Source organism: Nonlabens sp. Asnod3-H03 (genome assembly GCF_045063665.1).
GTDB lineage: Bacteria > Bacteroidota > Bacteroidia > Flavobacteriales > Flavobacteriaceae > Nonlabens > Nonlabens ulvanivorans.
In genome coordinates this window covers 101128-122758 of record NZ_JBEFOD010000006.1, presented here as the reverse complement: position 1 = coordinate 122758, position 21631 = coordinate 101128, and the positions used below count along the sequence as shown (strand labels likewise).

General features: G+C 36.1%; 15 protein-coding genes and 1 tRNA gene. 2 read left to right on the top strand and 14 right to left on the bottom strand.

Annotated elements, in window-relative coordinates:
- The first annotated feature begins 108 nt into the window (after positions 1-108).
- Both ACJJVI_RS00625 and ACJJVI_RS00620 read left to right on the top strand, forming a co-directional pair.
- Entirely contained in the window at positions 109-3303 is a 3195-nt protein-coding gene (locus ACJJVI_RS00625; protein ID WP_405349717.1) for an efflux RND transporter permease subunit, read from the top strand.
- A 12-nt stretch (positions 3304-3315) separates the two neighbouring features.
- Entirely contained in the window at positions 3316-3528 is a 213-nt protein-coding gene (locus ACJJVI_RS00620; RefSeq protein ID WP_036580099.1) for a DUF2892 domain-containing protein, read from the top strand.
- A 31-nt stretch (positions 3529-3559) separates the two neighbouring features.
- On the opposite strand, the gene ACJJVI_RS00615 is transcribed toward ACJJVI_RS00620, so the two are convergent.
- The 14 genes from ACJJVI_RS00615 to mraY form a co-directional block, all read right to left on the bottom strand.
- Complete coding sequence (locus ACJJVI_RS00615) at positions 3560-4249, bottom strand: VIT family protein (protein WP_042295489.1); 690 nt, start codon at positions 4247-4249, stop codon at positions 3560-3562.
- A 5-nt stretch (positions 4250-4254) separates the two neighbouring features.
- Positions 4255-5418 carry an efflux RND transporter periplasmic adaptor subunit gene (locus ACJJVI_RS00610; RefSeq protein WP_042270713.1) on the bottom strand — a complete coding sequence of 388 codons (1164 nt, stop codon included), beginning with the start codon at positions 5416-5418 and terminating at the stop codon, positions 4255-4257.
- Positions 5419-5428: 10 nt separating this feature from the next.
- Entirely contained in the window at positions 5429-9760 is a 4332-nt protein-coding gene (locus ACJJVI_RS00605) for a CusA/CzcA family heavy metal efflux RND transporter (protein WP_405349713.1), read from the bottom strand.
- Positions 9761-9836: 76 nt separating this feature from the next.
- Entirely contained in the window at positions 9837-10235 is a 399-nt protein-coding gene (locus ACJJVI_RS00600; protein ID WP_036580495.1) for a hypothetical protein, read from the bottom strand.
- A 385-nt stretch (positions 10236-10620) separates the two neighbouring features.
- A tRNA-Arg gene (locus ACJJVI_RS00595) sits at positions 10621-10694 on the bottom strand.
- Between the two features lie 9 nt (positions 10695-10703).
- Positions 10704-11150: a GatB/YqeY domain-containing protein gene (locus tag ACJJVI_RS00590; protein WP_405349710.1), complete on the bottom strand. Its 447-nt coding sequence runs from the start codon at positions 11148-11150 to the stop codon at positions 10704-10706.
- Positions 11151-11285: 135 nt separating this feature from the next.
- Positions 11286-13289: a cell division protein FtsZ gene (ftsZ, locus tag ACJJVI_RS00585; RefSeq protein ID WP_405349707.1), complete on the bottom strand. Its 2004-nt coding sequence runs from the start codon at positions 13287-13289 to the stop codon at positions 11286-11288.
- 66 nt (positions 13290-13355) lie between these two features.
- On the bottom strand, positions 13356-14687 hold the full coding sequence (ftsA, locus tag ACJJVI_RS00580; RefSeq protein WP_042270699.1) for a cell division protein FtsA: 1332 nt from the start codon (positions 14685-14687) through the stop codon (positions 13356-13358).
- Between the two features lie 4 nt (positions 14688-14691).
- Positions 14692-15405, bottom strand: coding sequence for a cell division protein FtsQ/DivIB (locus ACJJVI_RS00575; RefSeq protein ID WP_036580083.1), 714 nt, complete (start codon positions 15403-15405; stop codon positions 14692-14694).
- A complete protein-coding gene (murC, locus tag ACJJVI_RS00570; RefSeq protein WP_042270697.1) occupies positions 15395-16762 on the bottom strand; it encodes a UDP-N-acetylmuramate--L-alanine ligase in 1368 nt (455 codons plus the stop codon). Before murC ends, ACJJVI_RS00575 begins: the two co-directional genes overlap by 11 nt.
- Entirely contained in the window at positions 16755-17843 is a 1089-nt protein-coding gene (gene murG / locus ACJJVI_RS00565; RefSeq protein WP_405349703.1) for an undecaprenyldiphospho-muramoylpentapeptide beta-N-acetylglucosaminyltransferase, read from the bottom strand. Before murG ends, murC begins: the two co-directional genes overlap by 8 nt.
- Positions 17830-19035, bottom strand: a complete 1206-nt coding sequence (locus ACJJVI_RS00560) for an FtsW/RodA/SpoVE family cell cycle protein (RefSeq protein WP_036580076.1) — start codon at positions 19033-19035, stop codon at positions 17830-17832. The genes murG and ACJJVI_RS00560 overlap by 14 nt, the downstream gene beginning before the upstream one ends.
- The gene (murD, locus tag ACJJVI_RS00555) at positions 19036-20394 is read right to left on the bottom strand and encodes a UDP-N-acetylmuramoyl-L-alanine--D-glutamate ligase (RefSeq protein WP_405349700.1); all 1359 of its coding nucleotides are present in this window, start codon (positions 20392-20394) and stop codon (positions 19036-19038) included.
- Positions 20394-21629: a phospho-N-acetylmuramoyl-pentapeptide-transferase gene (gene mraY, locus ACJJVI_RS00550; RefSeq protein ID WP_036580071.1), complete on the bottom strand. Its 1236-nt coding sequence runs from the start codon at positions 21627-21629 to the stop codon at positions 20394-20396. Before mraY ends, murD begins: the two co-directional genes overlap by 1 nt.
- Positions 21630-21631: the final 2 nt, after the last annotated feature.

The window sequence follows — 21631 nt, the reverse complement described above, 5'->3', positions numbered from 1 at the left end:
TAAGGATAGTAGTGAAAATCCTTTTTGTGGTTTTTTTCGCTTTCGCGAAAACTGCCTTCAAAAAGATTGTAACGGATAGCCTGTTAAAACGCCCAAAAAATATATCTAATGAAAGAAGGATTAGCTGGTAAAGTTGCCAAAGTCTTTATGAATTCAAAGCTGACTGTGCTCTTAATGATCGTCTTTATGGTCGTAGGAGTATACAGCTCATTTTTAATACCACGTGAGGAAGAACCACAGATCGATGTGCCTATGGCAGATATCTTTGTAGGTTATCCAGGTGCTAGCCCTACTGAGGTGGAATCTCGTGTTATTAAACCACTCGAGCAACTTATTTCTAACATTAAAGGTGTCGAGTACGTCTACTCTACTTCTATGAAGGAACAAGGAATGGTGATTGTGCAGTTTTATGTGGGCGAGGATATTGAACGCAGTTTTGTGAAACTCTATAACGAGATCAATAAACACATGGATCAAATGCCTGAAGGTGTGACCATGCCACTAGTAAAAACTCGTGCCATAGATGATGTCCCGATGCTAGGCCTAACTTTATGGAGTGAGAATTATAGCGATTATCAACTAGGACAGATGGCTCATGAATTAGAGGCCGAAATAAAGAAAATAAACGATGTCGCTATCACACATAAAATAGGTGGTAGAGAACGTCAACTAAGAATTGTTTTAGATAAGGATAAACTAGCCTCTAGTGGTTTAGATTTTATGCAAGTATCTCAAATGATTAAGGCTAATAACGCACAACTTAATGCTGGAAAATTTGATAAAAACGACACCGAGTTTATCGTTAACACTGGTGATTTTCTAGCCAGTACTACTGATGTTGAAAATCTTGTAGTTGGTGTGCAACAAAATCAACCTATTTATTTAAAACAAGTCGCTCAAATAATTGATGGACCAGAGGTACCTCAAAGTTATGTGAGTTTAGGCTTTGGTCAAGGAAGTGATAAAAAAACCGATTTCTTATCTGAATATCCAGCGGTAACTATATCTGTTGCAAAACGTAAAGGTGCAGATGCTATGAAAATTGCAGATGTCATTATTGCCAAAGTTGAACACCTGCGCAAGACTTTAATACCAGATGATGTGCAAGTAGAAATTACACGTAATTATGGCGAGACGGCATCTCATAAAGTTTCAGAATTATTATTGCACCTTATAGGTTCTATTATTGCTGTAACCTTTGTTGTAATGCTAGCGATGGGCTGGCGTGGTGGACTCGTTGTATTTCTTTCTGTACCGATCACGTTTGCATTAACTTTATTGAGTTATTACATGCTGGACTACACCTTAAACAGGATCACCTTATTTGCATTAGTGTTTGTAACCGGTATTGTAGTAGATGATTCCATTATTATAGCAGAGAATATGCACCGGCACTTTAAAATGAAGCGATTGCCTTTTAAAGATGCTGCCTTATATGCTATAAACGAAGTAGGGAACCCTACTATCCTAGCAACCTTTACGGTAATCGCATCTGTATTACCTATGGCTTTTGTATCTGGATTAATGGGACCATATATGGCACCTATGCCTATAGGAGCTTCCATTGCTATGATTTTATCTTTATTTGTAGCCTTAACCATTACTCCATACTTAGGTTATATATTCTTAAGAGAAAAAGATAAAAAAGGTAGCGTTGAAAAAACAGAAAAACCACTTGAAGAAACTCTTATTTATAGACTGTATAATAAATTTGAGCGTCCTTTAATGGAAAATCGTTTCAAACGATGGTTATTTCTAGGTGGTACTTTTTTGATTTTACTAGTTACCATGGGATTGTTTTTCACAAATTCTGTTGCGGTAAAAATGTTGCCATTTGACAATAAAAACGAGTTTCAAGTGGTCATAGATATGCCTGAAGGTACAACACTAGAACGCACTGGTGTGGTCGCTCAAGAAATATCTCAGTATTTATCTACTAGACCAGAAGTAGTCAATTATCAAAATTACATCGGGACATCTGCACCTATCACTTTTAATGGGTTAGTGCGTCATTATGATTTGCGTGGTGGTAGTAATATGGCTGACATACAAGTTAATCTAATTGATAAAGAACAACGTAGTGCACAAAGTCATGATATCGCTAGCTTATTGCGTCCTGATATTCAAAAAATCGCTGCGAAGTATAATGCTAATGTAAAACTAGTTGAAGTACCGCCAGGACCACCAGTACTTTCCACAATTGTTGCAGAAATTTATGGTCCAGATTATGAACAGCAAATTACTGTAGCAAATGAAGTGCAAAATATTTTAAAGAACACGGATGATGTAGTTGATATAGACTGGATGGTAGAAAACGACCAAACTGAATATCAATTTACTATCAACAAAGAAAAGGCAATGTTATATGGCGTGGCACCGCAACAAATAGCCTACACAATGCACCTAGCACTATCTGATAGACCAGTAACAAATCTATATGATGAAGATGCTGTACAGCAAATAGGTATCGTACTAGCACTAGATGAAAAAGAGAAGTCAACGATTCAAGACATTTCACAACTTAAAGTTGCTTCTAATCAGGGAACCATGGTACCTATCGCAGACTTAGTAGAGATCAGTGAGTCTATAAGTGCAAAAAGTATTTATCGTAAAAATCAAAAAAGAGTCGTTTACGTCATGGCAGATATGGCAGGAGAACTAGAAAGTCCTGCATATGCTATCCTAGGCATGGAAGAAAAATTAAAATCAATTCCTATGCCTGAAGGCTACAGTATTAGCGAAATGTATTTAGGCCAACCAGATTTTGAAGATGATTATACGGTAAAATGGGATGGCGAATGGCAAATAACATTAGAAGTATTTAGAGATCTGGGAATTGCATTTCTAGGAGCCATCATCTTAATCTACATATTAATTGTAGGATGGTTTCAAAATTTTAAAGCACCTATCGTTATGATGGTGGCCATACCGTTATCCCTAATCGGTATTATTTTAGGTCACTGGATTATGGGTGCTTTCTTTACCGCAACATCTTTTATAGGAATGATAGCCCTAGCCGGTATTATGGTTAGGAACTCTGTACTATTAATAGACTTCATCAATTTAAGAACTGCCGAAGGTGTGCCTCTTAAACAGGCTGCTATCGAAGCTGGTGCGGTACGTACCACTCCTATCTTGCTTACAGCAGGTACAGTTGTTATAGGCGCATTTGTCATACTATTTGACCCTATTTTTCAAGGGTTGGCAATATCATTAATGGGTGGAACTATTGTGTCTACTGTATTGACCCTACTGGTAGTACCATTAGTTTATTATATGATAGAAAAGAAAAATTATAAATAATAAAATCAAGCAATGTTAAATACATATTTTAGAGTAATCGTAGGTACCATGGTACTTTTAAGCGTGGTGTTAACCGTTTATGTAAACCCAAACTGGATGTGGTTTACGGTATTTATAGGTGTTAACCTTATACAGTCTGCATTTACAAAGTGGTGTTTACTAGAAACTATTCTAGTAAAATTAGGTGTTAAGAAAGAAGCAAAAGGTTGTGCTGTTAATCCATAACAGGATTTAAAGAATATGCGATAATAGATTTTTATAGATTCACTTCAAATAAATTCCCTATTAATGCTGTAATTCCCATGGCCAGTGTACCCCATAAAGTCACTCTAAAAATAGCTTTCAAAACACTAGAACCACCTGCACGCGCAGCAACAACACCTAACAAGATTAAAAACACTATAGCAAATACATACTGAACATATTCCATCAGATCAAGAGGTGACATATAAGCAACAACCACTGGCAAGAAACCACCGACTGTAAAAGCAATACCTGAGGACAAAGCTGCTTGTAAAGGTTTAGCTTCGGTCTGTTCTGATATCCCTAGTTCATCTCTTGCATGAGTTCCTAGGGCATCATGTGCTGTTAACTGCTTTGCGACTTCTATTGCTGTAGCTGGATTTAAACCTCTTTCTTCATAGATTTTAGCAAGCTCTACTAACTCTTGCTCTGGCATATCTATCAGCTCTTGTTTCTCGCGTTTTAGATCAGCTTGCTCTATATCTGTTTGAGAGCTAACAGAAACATATTCACCAGCAGCCATAGATAAAGCTCCTGCCACTAACCCAGCGACACCAGCAAGTAAAACTGGTTCTCTCGTAGTGCTCGCTGCGGCAACACCTATGATGATACTAGCCGTAGATAAAATCCCATCATTTGCTCCTAATACAGCAGCTCTCAACCACGCACTACGATTGATATAATGTTTTTCTTTATTATGCATAGTTTTTAATGATCGTGACTACCAGATTCTCCGACTAGATTAAAAGCACCTTTAATTAAAAAATTAGTTTCATCGTTGAATTTAGAATCGGTTACTATTTCAATATACTGATTTAATTGTTGACCTATTTCAACTTCAACTTGTGTAAAATAATAGCCTGCATTAGTAGTTTCATCTAGTATCAATACATAATTTTCATTGTCCATATTTGCAACAGCTGTTTCTGGTAACGCTTTCGCGGAAGCGGAATCAATCACAATTCCTGCCTCAACAAACATACCAGTTAGAAAATGTATTTCCTTTTCATTATTTATGTGTCCATGAACCTTTATAGTTCTATTATCTTCAATTGTGGTACCGATAAGATGAACGTCAGCAAGGAAAGTTTCATTTGATGACTCTGGGATTTTAAAATTAATCTTTTGTCCTTTTTGAAGTTTCAGAATATCTTTTTCAAAAACAGATAATTCTAGATGTAAGTGATCATTATCGATTATTTCTAGAATTGCTGTTGCAGGTGATACATAGGTACCTCTAGTTACATTAACTTTAGTAATACTTCCAGAGATAGGTGCATAAATATTAACTACAGATACAATCGTGCCTGCTTCTACATTAGAAGGAGATATATTTAACATTTGTAATTGCTTGCGCAATCCAGTGTATCTAGCGTTTATAGTTTTATAAGAACTTTCTGCTTTTAAGAAACTTTTTTGAGAGGTAATGTTTTCATCCATCATAGTTTGGTGTCTCTCATACTCCACTCTCAAATAAGTCATTTGCTCCTTAACTTCCAGATACTCTTGCTGGATCTTAACAAAATCTGGATTCTCAATTGACACTAAAACCTGTCCTTTACGCACCTTATCACCTATTAATAACGGAGTTGATTTAATATAACCGCCCATTGTTGCGTTTACGACCGCTCTATTTTCTGGTGGCACATCTATCATTCCGGTTGTTTTTACAGTTATAGGAAAAGGTTGCTGGATCAGTTTTCCCAGTGTCATATTACTATTTTCAAACTGTACTGTAGATACAAATATCCTATCATCATTGCGATGAGTGTCTGACGTTTGACTATCTAAACTTGTAGATTCTTTTTCACCACAACTGGCTAGAACCAGTAATAGAATTAAAAAAGTGTATTTATTTATAATGCGTTGCATGTCTTTAATTTTATAAGGTTAAGTAATTGATTTCTATTACTACATTATTGTATTGATTTAACTGCTCTAGACAATCTAGTTTAATCTCATAGGCTCCTTCTAGGCTTTGTATAAATTGATAAAAATCAATCTCACCATTCTTAAAGCTTCCTTGCGCGGTTTTGAGGATTTCATCAGACAGCGCGGTGCCTTCTTGCTCATAATATAATAGCGCATTATTTAATTGATTTCTTCTTACCATAAGAGCTTCATATCGAGCCTTTAATTGAATATCATATTCATTATACTCTTGAGATGCAATTTGCTGCGCTATACCTGATGCTTTAATTCGTGAGGACTGTCCTCCAAATAGAAGAGGAATTTTTAAACCTACCTGATAACCATATAAACTACTATTCAGTTCAGAATTAGTTCCTTGAAAATAATGAAGACTGATACCTGGTAATAATTGTTTTTTCTCTAATTGCCTTTGTGCATCTAATAAAGAAATTCGGTTGCGATAATAATCCAATTCTACACTAGACTCAACATCGATCCTTTCTAGAGGGATTTTTAGATCTTTTTCTGCAACCAATATAAGAGTATCAGATGACTGCACTAGCTTCTTTAACTCGTTATAACTTAACACAACATCTAGCCTTGACTCTAGATATTTAGTATTGATCTGTTTCTGTTTTGAGGCAGCTGTTATTTTTTCTAAATAATTAGTCTCACCTAGTTCAAAGCGTCTGGTCGCCATACTTGAAAAGTTAGTATATAAACTATCGAGAGTTTTAAGTGCCACCTCTTTTTTTCTAGCGATTTGATACTGATAATAAGCAATGGTTACTTTTCTTTCAATATTCTTTTTATTGATATCTCTTGCACTGGTTACCAATGCTACATTTGCTTCATTCACTTTCTTTTGAGTAAAATAAACCGTCGGAAACTTAAAGTCCTGTTGAATACCCAAAACTCTCAACGGCTTATTATTAATCGCGAGGTTGTTTTGATCAAACTCATAATACAACTGGGTTTTATCAAAACTAAATGCACTATTAACTAGCTCATTAGAATGATCCACTTGTAATTCTTGTGCTTTGATACTGGCATTATTCTCTAACGCCATAGGAATCAAGGTTTCTAAATCTATAGGCTGTTGTTGTGCCTGACCTATTGCCGCGATTGAAAAAATCATTAAGCTAGTCGTTACTATTCCATTACGGCTTGTAGCTGACTTAACTTTAGGCTTATTAAAATAAGCATATAACACTGGTAGTACTATTAGGGTAAGTAAAGTTGCAGTTATCAAACCACCTATAACAACGGTTGCAAGTGGTCGTTGTACCTCAGCACCAGCATTGGTCGATATTGCCATAGGTAAAAAACCTAATGCAGCAGCCATAGCGGTTAACAATACTGCACGTAACCTATCTTTAGTTCCCTGTTTTATAAGATCATTAATATTGTTAAACCGACCTTCTTTTTTCAACTCTTTAAAATGTTCTATTAATACGATACCATTTAACACTGCAATACCAAACAATGCTATAAAACCTACTCCTGCAGATATACTAAAAGGCAAATCTCTTATCCACAATAGTAAAACACCACCTACCGCAGCCAGTGGTATAGCCGAGTAAATAATCAACGCCTCTTTAACCGATTTAAATGCAAAATAAAGAAGTATAAATATTAAAATTAAGGCAATAGGTACTGCTACCAGTAGTCTGGACTTTGCGCTCTGTAAATTTTCAAACTGACCACCATATGTGATGTTATAACCTACTGGTAATTCTACATTATCATCAATTAATTTTTGAATATCACCTACCACAGACTGTAAATCGCGGTTACGTACATTGACACCTACTACAATTCTACGTCTAGTATCATCTCTAGAAATTTTTGCAGCTCCTTTTTGATAGGTTATCTCTGCAAGTTCACTTAAAGGAATCTTACCACCATTAGGCACATCAATGTAAAGATTTTTTAAATCTTCAATATCCTGTCTATTTTTTTTATCTAGCCTGAGGACTAAATCAAATCGTTTCTCACCTTCAAAAACGCTACCAGCCTGGCGACCGGCAAATCCCATAGCAATAATGTCATTTACTTCTTGAATGTTAAGACCATATCGAGCTATTTTTAATCTGTTGAATTTTACATTCATTTCAGGCAATCCAGCTATCTTCTCTACAGACACGTCTGCAGCCCCAGGAACGTTTTCTATTAAGGTTCCTATTTCATTACCTTTTTTAGTTAACACATCCAGGTCGTCGCCAAATATTTTAATGGCAATATCTGCTCTTACACCTGTAATTAACTCATTAAAACGCATCTCAATAGGTTGTGTAAATTCAACTTCCATTCCCGGAATAATGGCTAGCGCTTCTTTGAATTTGTCTGCTAATTCATCTTTTGTAGATGCAGATTTCCATTCACTTTTTGGTTTTAAAACTATAATAACATCGCTTTCTTCCATAGACATAGGGTCTGTAGGAACCTCTGCAGCACCTATACGAGTTACCACTTGTTTCACCTCAGGAAATTCATCCAGTAATATAGATTCTATTTGTGTTGTAATCGCCACCGTATTACTTAATGAAGTACCAGTTTTAAGTACTGGTTGTATAACAAAATCACCTTCATCTAGTGTAGGTACAAATTCACCGCCCATCGTGGCATATAAATAAATAGATAAGGATAATAAAAGAACTGCGATAGATAGGACGATGCGTTTACTTACTAATGCCCATTCAATAACAGGTTCATAAATTTCATGCAACCACTTCATTAATCGCACAGATATATTTTTATCTGATATTGTGGATGGCTTAAGAAAGATGGACGCTACTACTGGCACATATGTAAAACACAAAATCATCGCGCCTATCAATGCAAAACTAAATGTGAGTGCCATCGGTTTAAACATCTTGCCTTCTACACCAGATAAGGAAAGGATAGGTATGAAAACAATCAATATAATGAGCTGCCCAAACACTGCAGAGTTCATCATTTTTGACGCACCATTAATGGTAATTTTATCTTTAATGTGTTGTTGATCCGCTTTCGCGAAAGCGAGAATCTCATCTTTCTTTCTGGTGATCTCAAAAGCAATAAATTCTACAATAATCACTGCTCCATCGATGATAATACCAAAGTCTATCGCTCCTAAACTCATAAGGTTTGCGTCTACCCCAAAAACGTACATAAGAGATAATGCAAATAATAAACACAACGGTATCACCGATGCTACTACAAGGCCTGATCGCCCGCTACCTAGTAATAAAACAACAATAAAAATGACGATTAAACATCCTAATATTAAATTCTCTGAAACGGTAAATGTAGTCTTAGCGATTAATTCACTGCGATCGAGGAAAGCGTTTATATAAACACCTTCAGGCAATGACTTAGATATTAACTCTACTCGTTCTTTAACAGCATCGATGACTTTTTTAGAGTTTGCATCCTTAAGCATCATGACCTGTCCTAGCACTTTCTCGCCTTCACCATTACCTGTAATGGCTCCAAAACGTGGTGCGCTTCCATAATCTACAGTCGCTACATCTTTTATGTAAATGGGGAAATTATCACTGTTCTTAACGACTATATTATTAATATCATCGATAGAGGATATTAATCCTTCTCCTCTTATGAAATAAGCCTGATTTACTTTTTCTATGTAACTACCACCAGAAATACTATTGTTCATTTCTAGGGCTATAAATACTTCTTGCGATGTGATATCCATCGCGTTTAATTTTTCTGTATTAATAGCAACTTCATATTGCTTTAAAAATCCACCCCATGTATTGACCTCTACCACGCCAGGTATACCAGATAATTGCCTTTTTACTATCCAATCCTGTATGGTACGCAGGTCTTGTGCAGTATACTGATCTTTATAACCTGGCTCTACATCAAGTATATATTGATATATCTCACCTAGTCCTGTGGTTATAGGTCCCATTTCAGGTGTTCCAAAACCTTCTGGAATTTTCTCTGTTGCAGATTTTATCTTCTCGGCAATAAGCTGTCTGGGAAGATAGGTTCCCATATCATCATCAAAGACAATAGTAACCACGGATAATCCAAATTTTGAAACCGAGCGAATTTCCTGCACACCAGGTAAATTTGCCATTTCTAATTCTACAGGATATGTAATGAATTGTTCCATATCTCGTGTAGATAGATTACGAGATGTGGTAATTACCTGTACTTGATTATTAGTAACATCTGGTACGGCACCTATGGGAATTTGAGTAAGAGAATATAAACCGAACCCAATGATGAATACAGTAAATAGAAGAATAATGAGTTTATTCTTGATGCTGAAATTGATAATATTTGATAGCATTTTTCATAAATAATAAATGTTATTATCCTCTATAACACAGTTGTGCAAGAGAATGAAATGGAATTAACACGGATATTTATGAAAACTTAGGCGGCTGGAATAGTCCATCACAATGCAATGATGAAGATGGTGCCTGATAAAAGAAATTATGCTTTTTATACTCTAATGGTTCTAATAATTTTAACTCTGACCTTTGAGTATTAAATACAATAGCTGTAATTGAAGTTAATTGAGACTGCTGTTGAAAAGGTAATTCTTCATGTTCCTCTTTTTCTTCTTGATGGTCTTGAGCATGTTCTGCCTTTAATTCTCCATAATGCTTTGCTATAAAGACGATAATATTATCTCCATATTCCTCATTATGAAATTGAGCGTGTTCTATAAATTCATCAATTTGCGAGATATCATTAATTTGTATCCCGAAGCTTTGCATCAGGATAATTATAGAGATAGATATGCTAATTAATTTACTCACAATGGTAAATGTATAAAATTTAATTATATGGTTGTGTAACATTTATAACCATAGGTATAAATTTAATTTATGAACATGTATTTAAATTTAATAATTATGACTTACTATACCTGATTTTACTGGCTAAGATCATTACTTAATTACAGCTTATTATTAATCACAGCATTGTGATCCTGCCCATCATCTCAATCGAACTAATTATATATAATAACATATCGACCCATCACTTAATATAACAATTGCAATGAAAAATGGTATCCCACTTACATTCCAAATTATGTAAAAATTATTTATTTCAATTTTAAAATTACTGAGCTTTATATAAAAAAGGTCAAAAGAAATTTTGAGCTAACTCAATTCCCTTTGACCTTTTTCAATGTATTCGTGACCACGACAGGATTCAAACCTGTGACCGCTGGAGCCGAAATCCAGTGCTCTATTCAGCTGAGCTACGTGGCCCTTTGATGTCTATGTTAACTGGTTCTTTACTATGGTACTAATAGTTCTACCATCTGCCTTACCAGCTAGTTGCTGATTTGCCATACCCATAACCTTACCCATATCTTTCATTCCTGCTGCGCCAGTTTGGGCTATAATATCTTCTACCACTTTTGCGATTTCTTCTTCACTTAATTGTTCTGGTAAAAACTGTTCTAGAACAGCTGCCTGTGCTAGTTCTGGTTCTGAAAGATCTTCTCTATTTTGTTCAGAAAAAATACGTGCACTATCCTTACGTTGCTTAACTAGTTTTTGAACAAGTTTTATCTCATCTTCTTCAGATAAATCGGCAGTATCACCTGATGTTTTGGCAAGTAATAATTCACTTTTTACAGCACGTAATGCGGCAAGAGCTGTTTGATCTTTTGCTTTCATGGCCTCTTTCATAGCGGTCATGATATCTTTTTCTAAACTCATAGTATGTATTCTTTAAGGCCATAAAAATAAGGCTTATAATGACCTTATACAACAAACTCGATTTCAAAACACTTCATAAAAAAGCCCAAATTCTACTTAAGAATTCGGGCCTACTGCTTTTAGGGAAAGCAATTCTTAATCTACATTATCGTGTAAAAATGAGTTGTTGTTTGTCCTCAACTGTATATCATCATTTTCATCTGTAGAAAGTGTAGTTCTAGAGCGATCAGCCTCACTAGGCAATTCATCTAGCTGTACACCATGTCGTTCAAAAGCAGGCTTTTTTTCAATTTCTTCAAGTCTATGTGAATTCTTAAACTTGAAATTGTAAGCATGCATTTTACGCTTACGTTCTTCGGCTCTAAGCACTAACATTTCATTGATAGGTAAGTCTGTAAGATCTACATCGTCAACAGCTATTTCTTTTACCACAGTACTATTTAATGGCTCTGTAGGCGCACTTTTAGTCACAATCTGAATTTCCTCTTCTGCAACTTGTTCAGGCTGCTTATTGACAGGCTTAGCTTGATTCATGGTTTCTTCAATTTCCATGTAATCATCTAGTGAGTATTTAGTTATTCCATCTGTTGTTACTTCAGTTACAGGAATCACGTTAATAGGGTCGTTAACTTCTATGTCTTCTAGATTATGTACAATAGGTTTTTCTGGCTCTATAGTTTCCTTATTAGACATAGGCATATCAAAATCTAAAAAGAATTGATCCTTTTCTTCTTCAATCTCTTCTTCAAGATGAGTCGCTTCAGGTTGTGCTTCTGTTATTACAAATTCTGTTGGTTTTACCTTATCCAGCACTTCTTCATATACCACATTTAGGTTTGAAATAAACTCTGTAGTTGGTATTAAAGTATTCTCTTCTTTAACCGCTGGCATTATTGGCTCAGGTTCTTCTTCACCTAGTGTGTGTATAATTTTCACAGGCTCTGTAGGCTGCGGTGCAACTACAGGTTGTGGTGATTCCGCTTTCGCGAAAGCGTTATCTATATCTCCTGTATCATCAACACTATCATCTAGGTCCATAATAACTTTTCCTGGGGATGCATCGGTCGTTTTCTCTTGTAAAACGGCACTAGCGCGCTGCTCATCTTCTAAGGTGTGAATGATGCGTTTTGCCTCAGTATTTGAGATATCATTTTGCTGTTCTTTATTAAATCCCGTAGCGATTACGGTTACAGAAATAGCGTCTCCCAAAGATTCATCTTCTCCTACACCCATAATGATATTTGCACCACCACCAGCTTCTGTCTGGATTAAATCGTTAATCTCTCCTATTTCATCAATGGTAATTTCTTCTGATCCAGAAACAATAAGTAGCAATACATTCTTTGCACCAGTGATTTTATTATCATTTAACAAAGGAGAATCTAAAGCCTTAATAATCCCTTCTTGGGCACGGTTTGCTCCTGTAGACTGAGCACTTCCCATAATGGCTGTTCCAGAATTTGAAAGAACGGTTTTTGCGTCACGCAAGTCAATGTTTTGCGTGTAGTGATGCGTTATAACCTCTGCAATACCACGTGAGGCAGTAGCAAGTACCTCATCTGCTTTTGAGAAACCTGCTTTAAAACCTAAGTTTCCATAAACTTCTCTAAGCTTATTATTATTAATAATTATTAAGGAGTCCACCTGAGAACGGAATTTTTCTATTCCCAGCTGTGCTTGCTCGTTACGTACTTTACCTTCAAAATTAAATGGTGTGGTTACAATTCCCACAGTAAGAATGCCCATCTCTCGTGATACCTGAGCAATCACTGGCGCAGCACCAGTTCCTGTTCCACCACCCATACCAGCGGTAATAAATACCATTTTAGTATTAGTATCTAACATACCACGCAATTCTTCAATGCTTTCTTGCGCAGCACGCTCACCTACCTCTGGGTTTGCTCCAGCTCCTAGACCTTCTGTTAAGGTTACACCTAATTGTATTTTGTTAGGCACTGGACTATTATCTAGCGCTTGTGAATCTGTATTACAGATGACAAAATCTACTCCTTTTATTCCTTGCTGGAACATGTGTTTAATGGCATTACTACCGCCACCACCGACACCTATTACTTTAATCACATTAGACTTATTTAAAGGTAAGTCAAATGCTATACTGTTAAAATCTTCATTACTCATATCGCTGCTACTTTATGGTTTAAGCTCTCTTTATTCTTTTATTTAATCTTGTTTTCTAATTGATAACTACTCTGCATTATCTAGAAAATCCTTCAATTTTGTGGTCCAATTTTCAAAGAATCCACGTTTTTTACTTTCTTGAACCTCTGGTTCTGGTTGCTCTATTTCATCAACCTCTACTACTGGTTCTTCTTCTACTTCTTCTACCGGTTGCTCTTCTAATTTTGAATTAAGGTAACCATCTTCTAATCCTTTCATCACTAGTCCTACTGCTGTTGCAAAAACAGGACTTGTACTTTCTGCATCGCTATCACCAGCTAGGTGTTCATTAGGGTAGCCTATACGACTAGGCATTCCAGTAACATACTCTGCTAATTGTTTTATATGCTTTAACTGACTACCACCACCAGTTAAAACGACACCTGCAATAAGTTGCTTTTTAGGATCATCATGTCCATAGTTTTTAATTTCTACAAAGACATTTTCCAAAATCTCAATCACTCTAGCATGGATTATCTTACTCAAGTTCTTAAGTGTAATTTCCTTAGGCTCACGACCACGCAATCCTGGAATTGATACAATTTCATTTTCTTTATTCTCTCCAGGCCATGCACTACCGAATTTTGTCTTCAACAATTCTGCCTGCTTTTCTATTATAGAACAACCTGCTTTAATGTCTTCAGTAATGATATTTCCTCCTTGAGGAATAACTGCTGTATGACGTATAATCCCATCCTTAAAAATTGCGAGATCAGTCGTTCCACCACCTATATCGATAAGCGCTACACCTGCCTCTTTTTCTTCTTGACTCAATACAGCGTCTGCACTAGCTAGTGGTTCAAGTGTAATTTTCTTAAGGTCTAGATCTGCGCTTTTCACACATCGATAAATATTCTTAATAGAGGCTACCTGACCGACGACCACGTGAAAATTTGCTTCTAAACGACCACCATACATTCCTACAGGCTCTTTGATCTCTGACTGACCATCGATTTTATATTCCTGTGGCAAAACATGAATAATTTCTTCACCTGGTAACATGACCAGTTTATGCACTTGTCCACATAAGGTATCGATATCTGATTGATCAATAACCTCTTCAGAATTACCTCTAGTGATATAATCACTGTGCTGCAAACTGCGTATATGTTGACCTGCAATACCTACTGTTACTTCTTTAATTTTTATACCGCTTACAGCCTCTGCCTGATCAACAGCTTGTTGAATAGACTGTATGGTCTGTGTGATGTTATTAACAACACCTCTATGTACACCAAGGCTTTTTGATCTTCCTACACCTAGAATTTCAAGTTTGCCGTACTCATTCTTACGACCTATCATGGCCACAATCTTTGTGGTCCCAATGTCCAGTCCTACTGCATATTCTTGTAAATCCATTTCCTTACTTTTTAATACTAACGACCTGATTTTTATACCTCAAGTCGATCGTTTTAACTTGATTTAAGCGATTATCTTTCTTCATTTTTGCAATAAACGCTTTATAGTTCATCGCCTTGTGTTGTAAATCTTCTATTTTACCCAATAAGATGTCATGATCATGAGCTCTTATTTGCATAGTAACTTTTCCTTTTTTATCAAAAGAAATTTGTGTGATGGAAGGCTTTAAAAACGAATCATCATTTATAAAATTGATCAATTCAAAAAGCTTTTCATTAAATGACTCTTTATAACCATAGACCAGCGGAACAAATGCTGTGTGCTCTGTTGATAAAGGCATTATTTTGTTATCGGCATCGAGATACACCTGAGAAGATAACATTAACCTTGCAATAGGAGTGCGCTGTTCTACTAGCACATTAACTTCACCTTCTAAAGAAACGGAAACCTCTGCACCTCTGATCATTGCGTTATCAATCAAACGCAATTCACCTTCATTCAAATCTAATTTTTCTAACGCTATAGATTCCACACTGTCTATATTTTGTATCAACAATTTATTAACGTTTTTTTCAGATATGAATAATGCTTTACTATCTGTAAAAGAAACAGTTACATCTTTAACCGTTCTTTTCTCAAATCGATGACCTGCAAAAGCGTATGCACTGAATATCAACACTATACACAGACCATATTTTAGTATGCTTTTAATGCTCATTATTCAACGGTTTATTTATCAACTTGTTTATCTCTACACCTATATCTCCAGCACCTATCATAACCACCACTCGAGTGTTCATTTCTTCTATAAACTCTGCGATATCTTCTTTTTCAAGAACCGTTATGACCGCAGGCTTTTCCTCTAATTTTTGAATTTTACTACACAACACCTGAGAGGTTATACCTTCTATAGGTAATTCTCTTGCAGGATAGATGTCCAGCAATGCTATTTTATCAAATTGAGCTAGACTAGTAACAAAGTCATTCATGAAATCTTTTGTACGAGAAAATAAATGAGGCTGAAAAATAGCTAGCACTTTCTCGTCAGGATACATTTCCCTTACCGCTTGATGAACAGCATTTATTTCTGTGGGATGATGCGCATAGTCATCAATAAGTACCCTTTCTTCTGTATTTACTCTATAAGTAAACCTGCGCTCCACACCTTGAAAAGTCACTAGAGCATGTTTCAATTTTTCTATGGAAACACCATACTCAACAGCCATTGCAATCGCTAGAAGTGCATTAGATAAATTGTGCTTGCCCGGTAATTGTAAACAAAATCCTTTATGAATATCTTCTTCAATTTGTAAATCAAAATGATAAGCACCACCAGCAATTACGATATTGATTGCTTTAAACTTACCATGAACTAACCCTACCTTTATACCATCTATAGCAACCTGTTCATTTACTAAAAGCGTCTTACCTTCTAACAATGATGCAAAGTCATGAAAGGTTTTTTCAAAGGTGGCAACATCTCCATAGATATCTAAATGGTCTGCATCTATTGCTGTTATACCAGCAATATCTGGAGATAATTGCATGAATGATCGATCAAACTCGTCTGCCTCAACGACCATTACATCTGTTCCTGAACATAGGTAGTTCGTGTTATATTCTTCTAAAATACCACCACAGAAAGCTGTTACTTCAACATCACTTTTATAAAGTAGATGTGCTAGAATCGCACTAGTTGTTGTTTTACCATGTGTTCCAGCAACAGCTAGACAGGTCATCGTTTGTGAAATCTGCCCTAATAATTGAGCACGTTTGAGAATTGGTATTCCGCTTTCGCGAAAGCGTAATAATTCATCCATCGTGGCTGGAATTGCAGGTGTAAATATAACTTGAGCCGTATCAGGATTTTTAAATTCTGCAGGGATGCTATTGAAATCATCATTGTAATGAATATCAATCCCTTCTTCTTCTAATTGTTTTGTGAGCGAAGTAATGACCTTATCATAACCTGCAACTATTTTACCTTGCTCGTTTAAATAACGAGCAAGCGCACTCATCCCGATACCACCTATACCGATGAAATAAACATGTGTGATATGTTGCAAACTAGTCATTAATAATAGATTCTAACTGGTTAACAATATCTATGGTTGCATGAGGTAATGCAAGTTGTTTAATTTGAGATGATAGATTGTTTTGCAACTCAACATCTGAAATCAAACCTTTCCAAATGGTATTAAAATTTTGATCAATTTCTACTTCTCTAACTAATAAACCAGCTCCTTTCTCTACTACAGCAAGAGCATTTTTAGTTTGGTGATCCTCAGCAACGTTAGGTGATGGAATAAAAATCACTGGTTTACCAACAATACATAGTTCTGAAATAGTCCCGGCACCTGCCCTAGAAATGATAAAATCTGCCGCACTGTAAGCTAAATCCATTCTACTTATAAAAGCATGGACTTGCACTGATTCCTTTTCTTTATTCTTATATTGATCATAATAGAACTTACCACACTGCCAAATGATTTGAACATCTTGTGCAATATTTTCTAATTGAGTATCGATGAGTTGATTAATCCTGCGCGCTCCCAAACTACCACCAAGTATTAATAATGTTTTCTTGGAAGTATCAAGCTCAAAATGATTGAGAGCCTCTTCTCTTTTTGAATCGATATCTAGTAAATCTTGACGTACAGGATTACCAGTAAGAACAATCTTTTCTTTAGGGAAGAATCGATCTAGTCCTGTACTGGCAACACAAATTTTCTGTACTTTTTTAGAAAGTAATTTATTTGTAATTCCCGGATAGGAATTCTGCTCTTGGATTAAACTAGGTATTTTTTTCATACTAGCCATTTGTAATAATGGTCCACTAGCATACCCACCAGTACCTATTGCAGCTGTAGGTTTAAATTTATTAATTATACGTCTTGCGTCCCATAGGCTTTTTGTAACTTTTAAAGGGAACGCAAAATTGTCTAAGGTGAACTTACGTTGCAAACCACTAATCCATAAGCCCTTAATTTCATAACCAGCTGCTGGGACTTTTTCCATTTCCATACGATTACTGGCGCCCACAAATAGGATCTCGCAATCTGGCCAGCGACGCTTGCATTCATTTGCAATAGCTATTGCTGGATATATATGACCGCCTGTGCCGCCACCTGATATGATAAATTTATAAGGCTTCACTTAATACATCTAAAGGGTTCAACTCTTCTTCATTTAATTCGTTTTCTTGTTGACGTAGTTTCTGTCTTTTTGAGCTTACACTCAAAACGATACCAACTGCCATACAGGTCATCCATATCGAGGTACCACCGCTACTTATTAGCGGTAAAGTCTGTCCAGTAACTGGAAATAAATTAACAGCAACACCCATATTCATTAATGCCTGAATTACAATAGGCAAGCCTACTCCTATTACAAGTAAACTGCCGAAAATGGTTTCGGCTTTATTTGCGATAACGACGACTCGGAATAGGAAAAATAGATATACTGCAAGTACAACTAGACCACCAAAAAGTCCAAACTCTTCGATAATTATTGCATATATAAAATCACTCGATGATTGCGGTAAAAAATGTTTAGTAGAACTTTTTCCAGGACCAACTCCAAAGGGATAACCATTTGCAATAGCGGTCTTTGCTTTTTCAACTTGATATACAGAATCACTATCTCCATCACCAGCAAAACTAGCAATACGAGATGCCCATGTATCTACACGGTTAGGTAGTAAACCAGGAAAGGCTTTGGCAGTTAACACAAACAACCCTAAACCTACAATTCCTGCTCCGATGATAGCAAGTAAATACTTCCATGGATAACCACCTATAAAGCACAGAATCAGCACCATTAAAAAGATAAGAGCTGTTGTAGAAAAGTTAGATGGTAAGATCCATATCAATGTAAACGCTACTGGAAACCATAGCGGCCAGAGAGATTGCTTAAAGGTCACAACTTTATCCTTAATACCACTCAAGTATTTAGCGACATATGTCATCAAAACTACTGATGCAAGTGTACTGGTCTGAAAACCGACACCTATAACTGGTATACGTATCCATCGACTGGCATTTGCTCCGTCCATAGTTGTCCCTTGTAACGCTGTATAGATAAGCATTAAAATGACAAACGGCAGTAACATCACACTCAAACCTTTAAACCAATTGTATGGTATTTTATGGACAGCATATGCTATACTCAATCCTAGTACTAAATGAACAAAGTGTTTAACGATATACTTTGCCGTATCACCTTCTCCACCGTTTAAGTAAGCAAGATTACTACTAGCACTGTACACAGGTAAAAAAGAGAAAATAGCAAGTGCTAGGACTAATGCCCATAGAAATAAATCACCTGATATGTAATCTTTAATTTTCATTTATAGTGCTCTCACTGCATTTTTAAATTGTCTTCCACGATCTTCATAATTTTCAAATAGATCAAAACTGGCGCAAGCAGGTGATAATAAAACGTTATCTCCAGGACCTGCAAGTTTATATGCGACACGTACTGCATCTTCCATAGAAGATGTTTCAACCATATTATCTACACAACTACCAAATGCCTCAACAATTTTTGAATTATCAGTTCCTAGACAAACTATAGCTTTCACATTTTTATTTACTAATGCATACAACTCACTGTAATCGTTACCTTTATCAACACCACCTACAATCCATACCGTAGGCTTTTCCATACTATCTAATGCATAATAAGTTGCATTCACGTTAGTAGCCTTTGAATCATTGATATATTGCACCTTATTAATTTTCAAAACTTGCTCTAGACGATGCTCAACTCCTTGAAAAGAAGCTAAACTTTGTCTTATGGTTTCTTTACGGATTTGAAGCAATTTTGCGGTAGTGGCTGCTGCCATCGCGTTTGCTGTATTGTGCTGTCCTTTAATGGATAAATTTTGAATAGGCATAGTAAAAAGGTTTGTGTCTAGGTTAATGTTGATATTATGGTTTTGTATGTATGCTCCAAAATCTAGCTGCTTCTGCATGCTGAATGGAACTAATTTCGATTTGGGCTTATGAATTTTGAGAGCTTCTATTATAGCAGGATCGTCAGCATTGTAGATAAGAAAATCATTCTCATCTTGATTCATGGCAATGCGCAATTTACTGGCTACATAATTTTCAAATTTGTAATCGTATCTATCGAGATGATCTGGCGTAATATTTAATAAAACAGCTATTTTAGGTTTAAAGGTTTTTATACCATCTAGCTGAAAGCTACTCACCTCTAGAACTCTATATTCAGCTGGTGCTTCCGCAACTTGAGCAGCATAGCTTTGTCCTATATTCCCACCTACGGAGACGTCAAAATCTGCTATTTGAAGTATATGACCTACTAAACTAGTAACTGTAGTTTTACCATTACTACCGGTTATAGCTATTTCTACCTCATCTGTAAATCTTGAAGCAAATTCAATTTCAGAAATCACAGGAATATTAGCCTCTAGAATTTTTTGAACAATTGTAGCGTTGTCAGGTATACCAGGACTTTTAACTACAACATCTGCATTTAAGATTTGCTCCATATCGTGTCCACCAGTCTCATGTGGGATATGTTGATCTTGTAACGCTTTCGCGAAAGCATCTTTCAAAACACCACCGTCGCTTAAAAAAACATCATGTCCTCGTTGCGTTGCCAGCATAGCAGCACCTACGCCACTCATGCCGCCACCCAATATGACAATACGTTTTTTATTATTTGTTTTCAACCAGCCCATTACCTTACTTTAAGTGTTACAATACTGATTATAGCAAGTAAAATCCCTACAATCCAGAATCTGACAACGATTTTGCTTTCATGAATTCCCTTTTTCTGGTAGTGATGATGTAGAGGTGACATTAGGAATATACGTCTTCCTTCACCGTATTTTTTCTTAGTGTATTTAAACCAACTCACCTGCATCATTACAGATAAATTCTCCATTAAAAAGACTCCACAAAGTATTGGTATTAGTAGCTCCTTTCTCGTTGCAATAGCTAGCACAGCAATAATCCCTCCTATAGTTAAACTACCCGTGTCTCCCATAAACACTTGTGCAGGATAGGTGTTGTACCATAGAAAACCGACTAGAGCACCAGTAAACGCCGTTATAAAGACTACCATCTCACCAGAATTAGGAATATACATGACGTTCAAATAGTCTGAAAAAATAATATTACCCGATATCCAAGCAAAAAGAGCCAATGTTATAACCGCAATAGCACTTGTTCCTGCCGCCAGACCATCGATACCATCTGTCAGATTTGCGCCATTTGAAACAGCAGTTACTATTATTATTACTATAGGAATAAATATTAACCATGCCCATGATGCCAGACTAGGATCAATCCAATCAATTAATGATGTGTATTCAAATTCATTATTTTTAAGAAATGGTATAGTCGTTTTTGTAGACTGTATGGCCTCACCAAAGGCCACTGGTAATTCAGTACGTGCCATTATCTCTTGGGCTACAACAGGATCCGTTACTTCTTCTTTAATTGTAATACCAGGATGAAAGAACATAGTTGCCCCTACAATAGCCCCTAAGCCTACCTGACCTAAGACTTTAAACTTCCCTTTTAATCCGTCTTTATCTTTTTTAAAGACTTTAATATAATCATCAGTGAAACCTATTAACCCCATCCAAATCGTAGTAACAATTAAGAGAACTACATATATATTATCTAATTGTGATAATAAGAAAACAGGTATTAGCGTCGCCATAATTATTATGACGCCACCCATAGTAGGTGTTCCAGCTTTTTCTGACTGACCTTCTAAACCTAAATCTCTAACTGTTTCACCAACCTGTTGACGTTGTAAAAATTTTATGATACGTTTTCCATAAACAGTAGATATCCCTAGTGACAATAAAAAAGCGATGGCTGCTCTGAATGTAATGAAACCAAACAACGACGCACCAGGAAACTGGAACTGCTCTTCTAGGTATTTGAATAAGTAGTATAACATTT

Bases quoted from the DNA above. Each gene is read 5' to 3' on its own strand.
- ACJJVI_RS00625 (WP_405349717.1), top strand. From the start codon at position 109: ATGAAAGAAGGATTAGCTGGTAAAGTTGCCAAAGTCTTTATGAATTCA.
- ACJJVI_RS00620 (WP_036580099.1), top strand. From the start codon at position 3,316: ATGTTAAATACATATTTTAGAGTAATCGTAGGTACCATGGTACTTTTA.
- ACJJVI_RS00615 (WP_042295489.1), bottom strand. From the start codon at position 4,249: ATGCATAATAAAGAAAAACATTATATCAATCGTAGTGCGTGGTTGAGA.
- ACJJVI_RS00610 (WP_042270713.1), bottom strand. From the start codon at position 5,418: ATGCAACGCATTATAAATAAATACACTTTTTTAATTCTATTACTGGTT.
- ACJJVI_RS00605 (WP_405349713.1), bottom strand. From the start codon at position 9,760: ATGCTATCAAATATTATCAATTTCAGCATCAAGAATAAACTCATTATT.
- ACJJVI_RS00590 (WP_405349710.1), bottom strand. From the start codon at position 11,150: ATGAGTTTAGAAAAAGATATCATGACCGCTATGAAAGAGGCCATGAAA.
- ftsZ (WP_405349707.1), bottom strand. From the start codon at position 13,289: ATGAGTAATGAAGATTTTAACAGTATAGCATTTGACTTACCTTTAAAT.
- ftsA (WP_042270699.1), bottom strand. From the start codon at position 14,687: ATGGATTTACAAGAATATGCAGTAGGACTGGACATTGGGACCACAAAG.
- ACJJVI_RS00575 (WP_036580083.1), bottom strand. From the start codon at position 15,405: ATGAGCATTAAAAGCATACTAAAATATGGTCTGTGTATAGTGTTGATA.
- murC (WP_042270697.1), bottom strand. From the start codon at position 16,762: ATGACTAGTTTGCAACATATCACACATGTTTATTTCATCGGTATAGGT.
- ACJJVI_RS00560 (WP_036580076.1), bottom strand. From the start codon at position 19,035: ATGAAAATTAAAGATTACATATCAGGTGATTTATTTCTATGGGCATTA.
- murD (WP_405349700.1), bottom strand. From the start codon at position 20,394: ATGGGCTGGTTGAAAACAAATAATAAAAAACGTATTGTCATATTGGGT.
- mraY (WP_036580071.1), bottom strand. From the start codon at position 21,629: ATGTTATACTACTTATTCAAATACCTAGAAGAGCAGTTCCAGTTTCCT.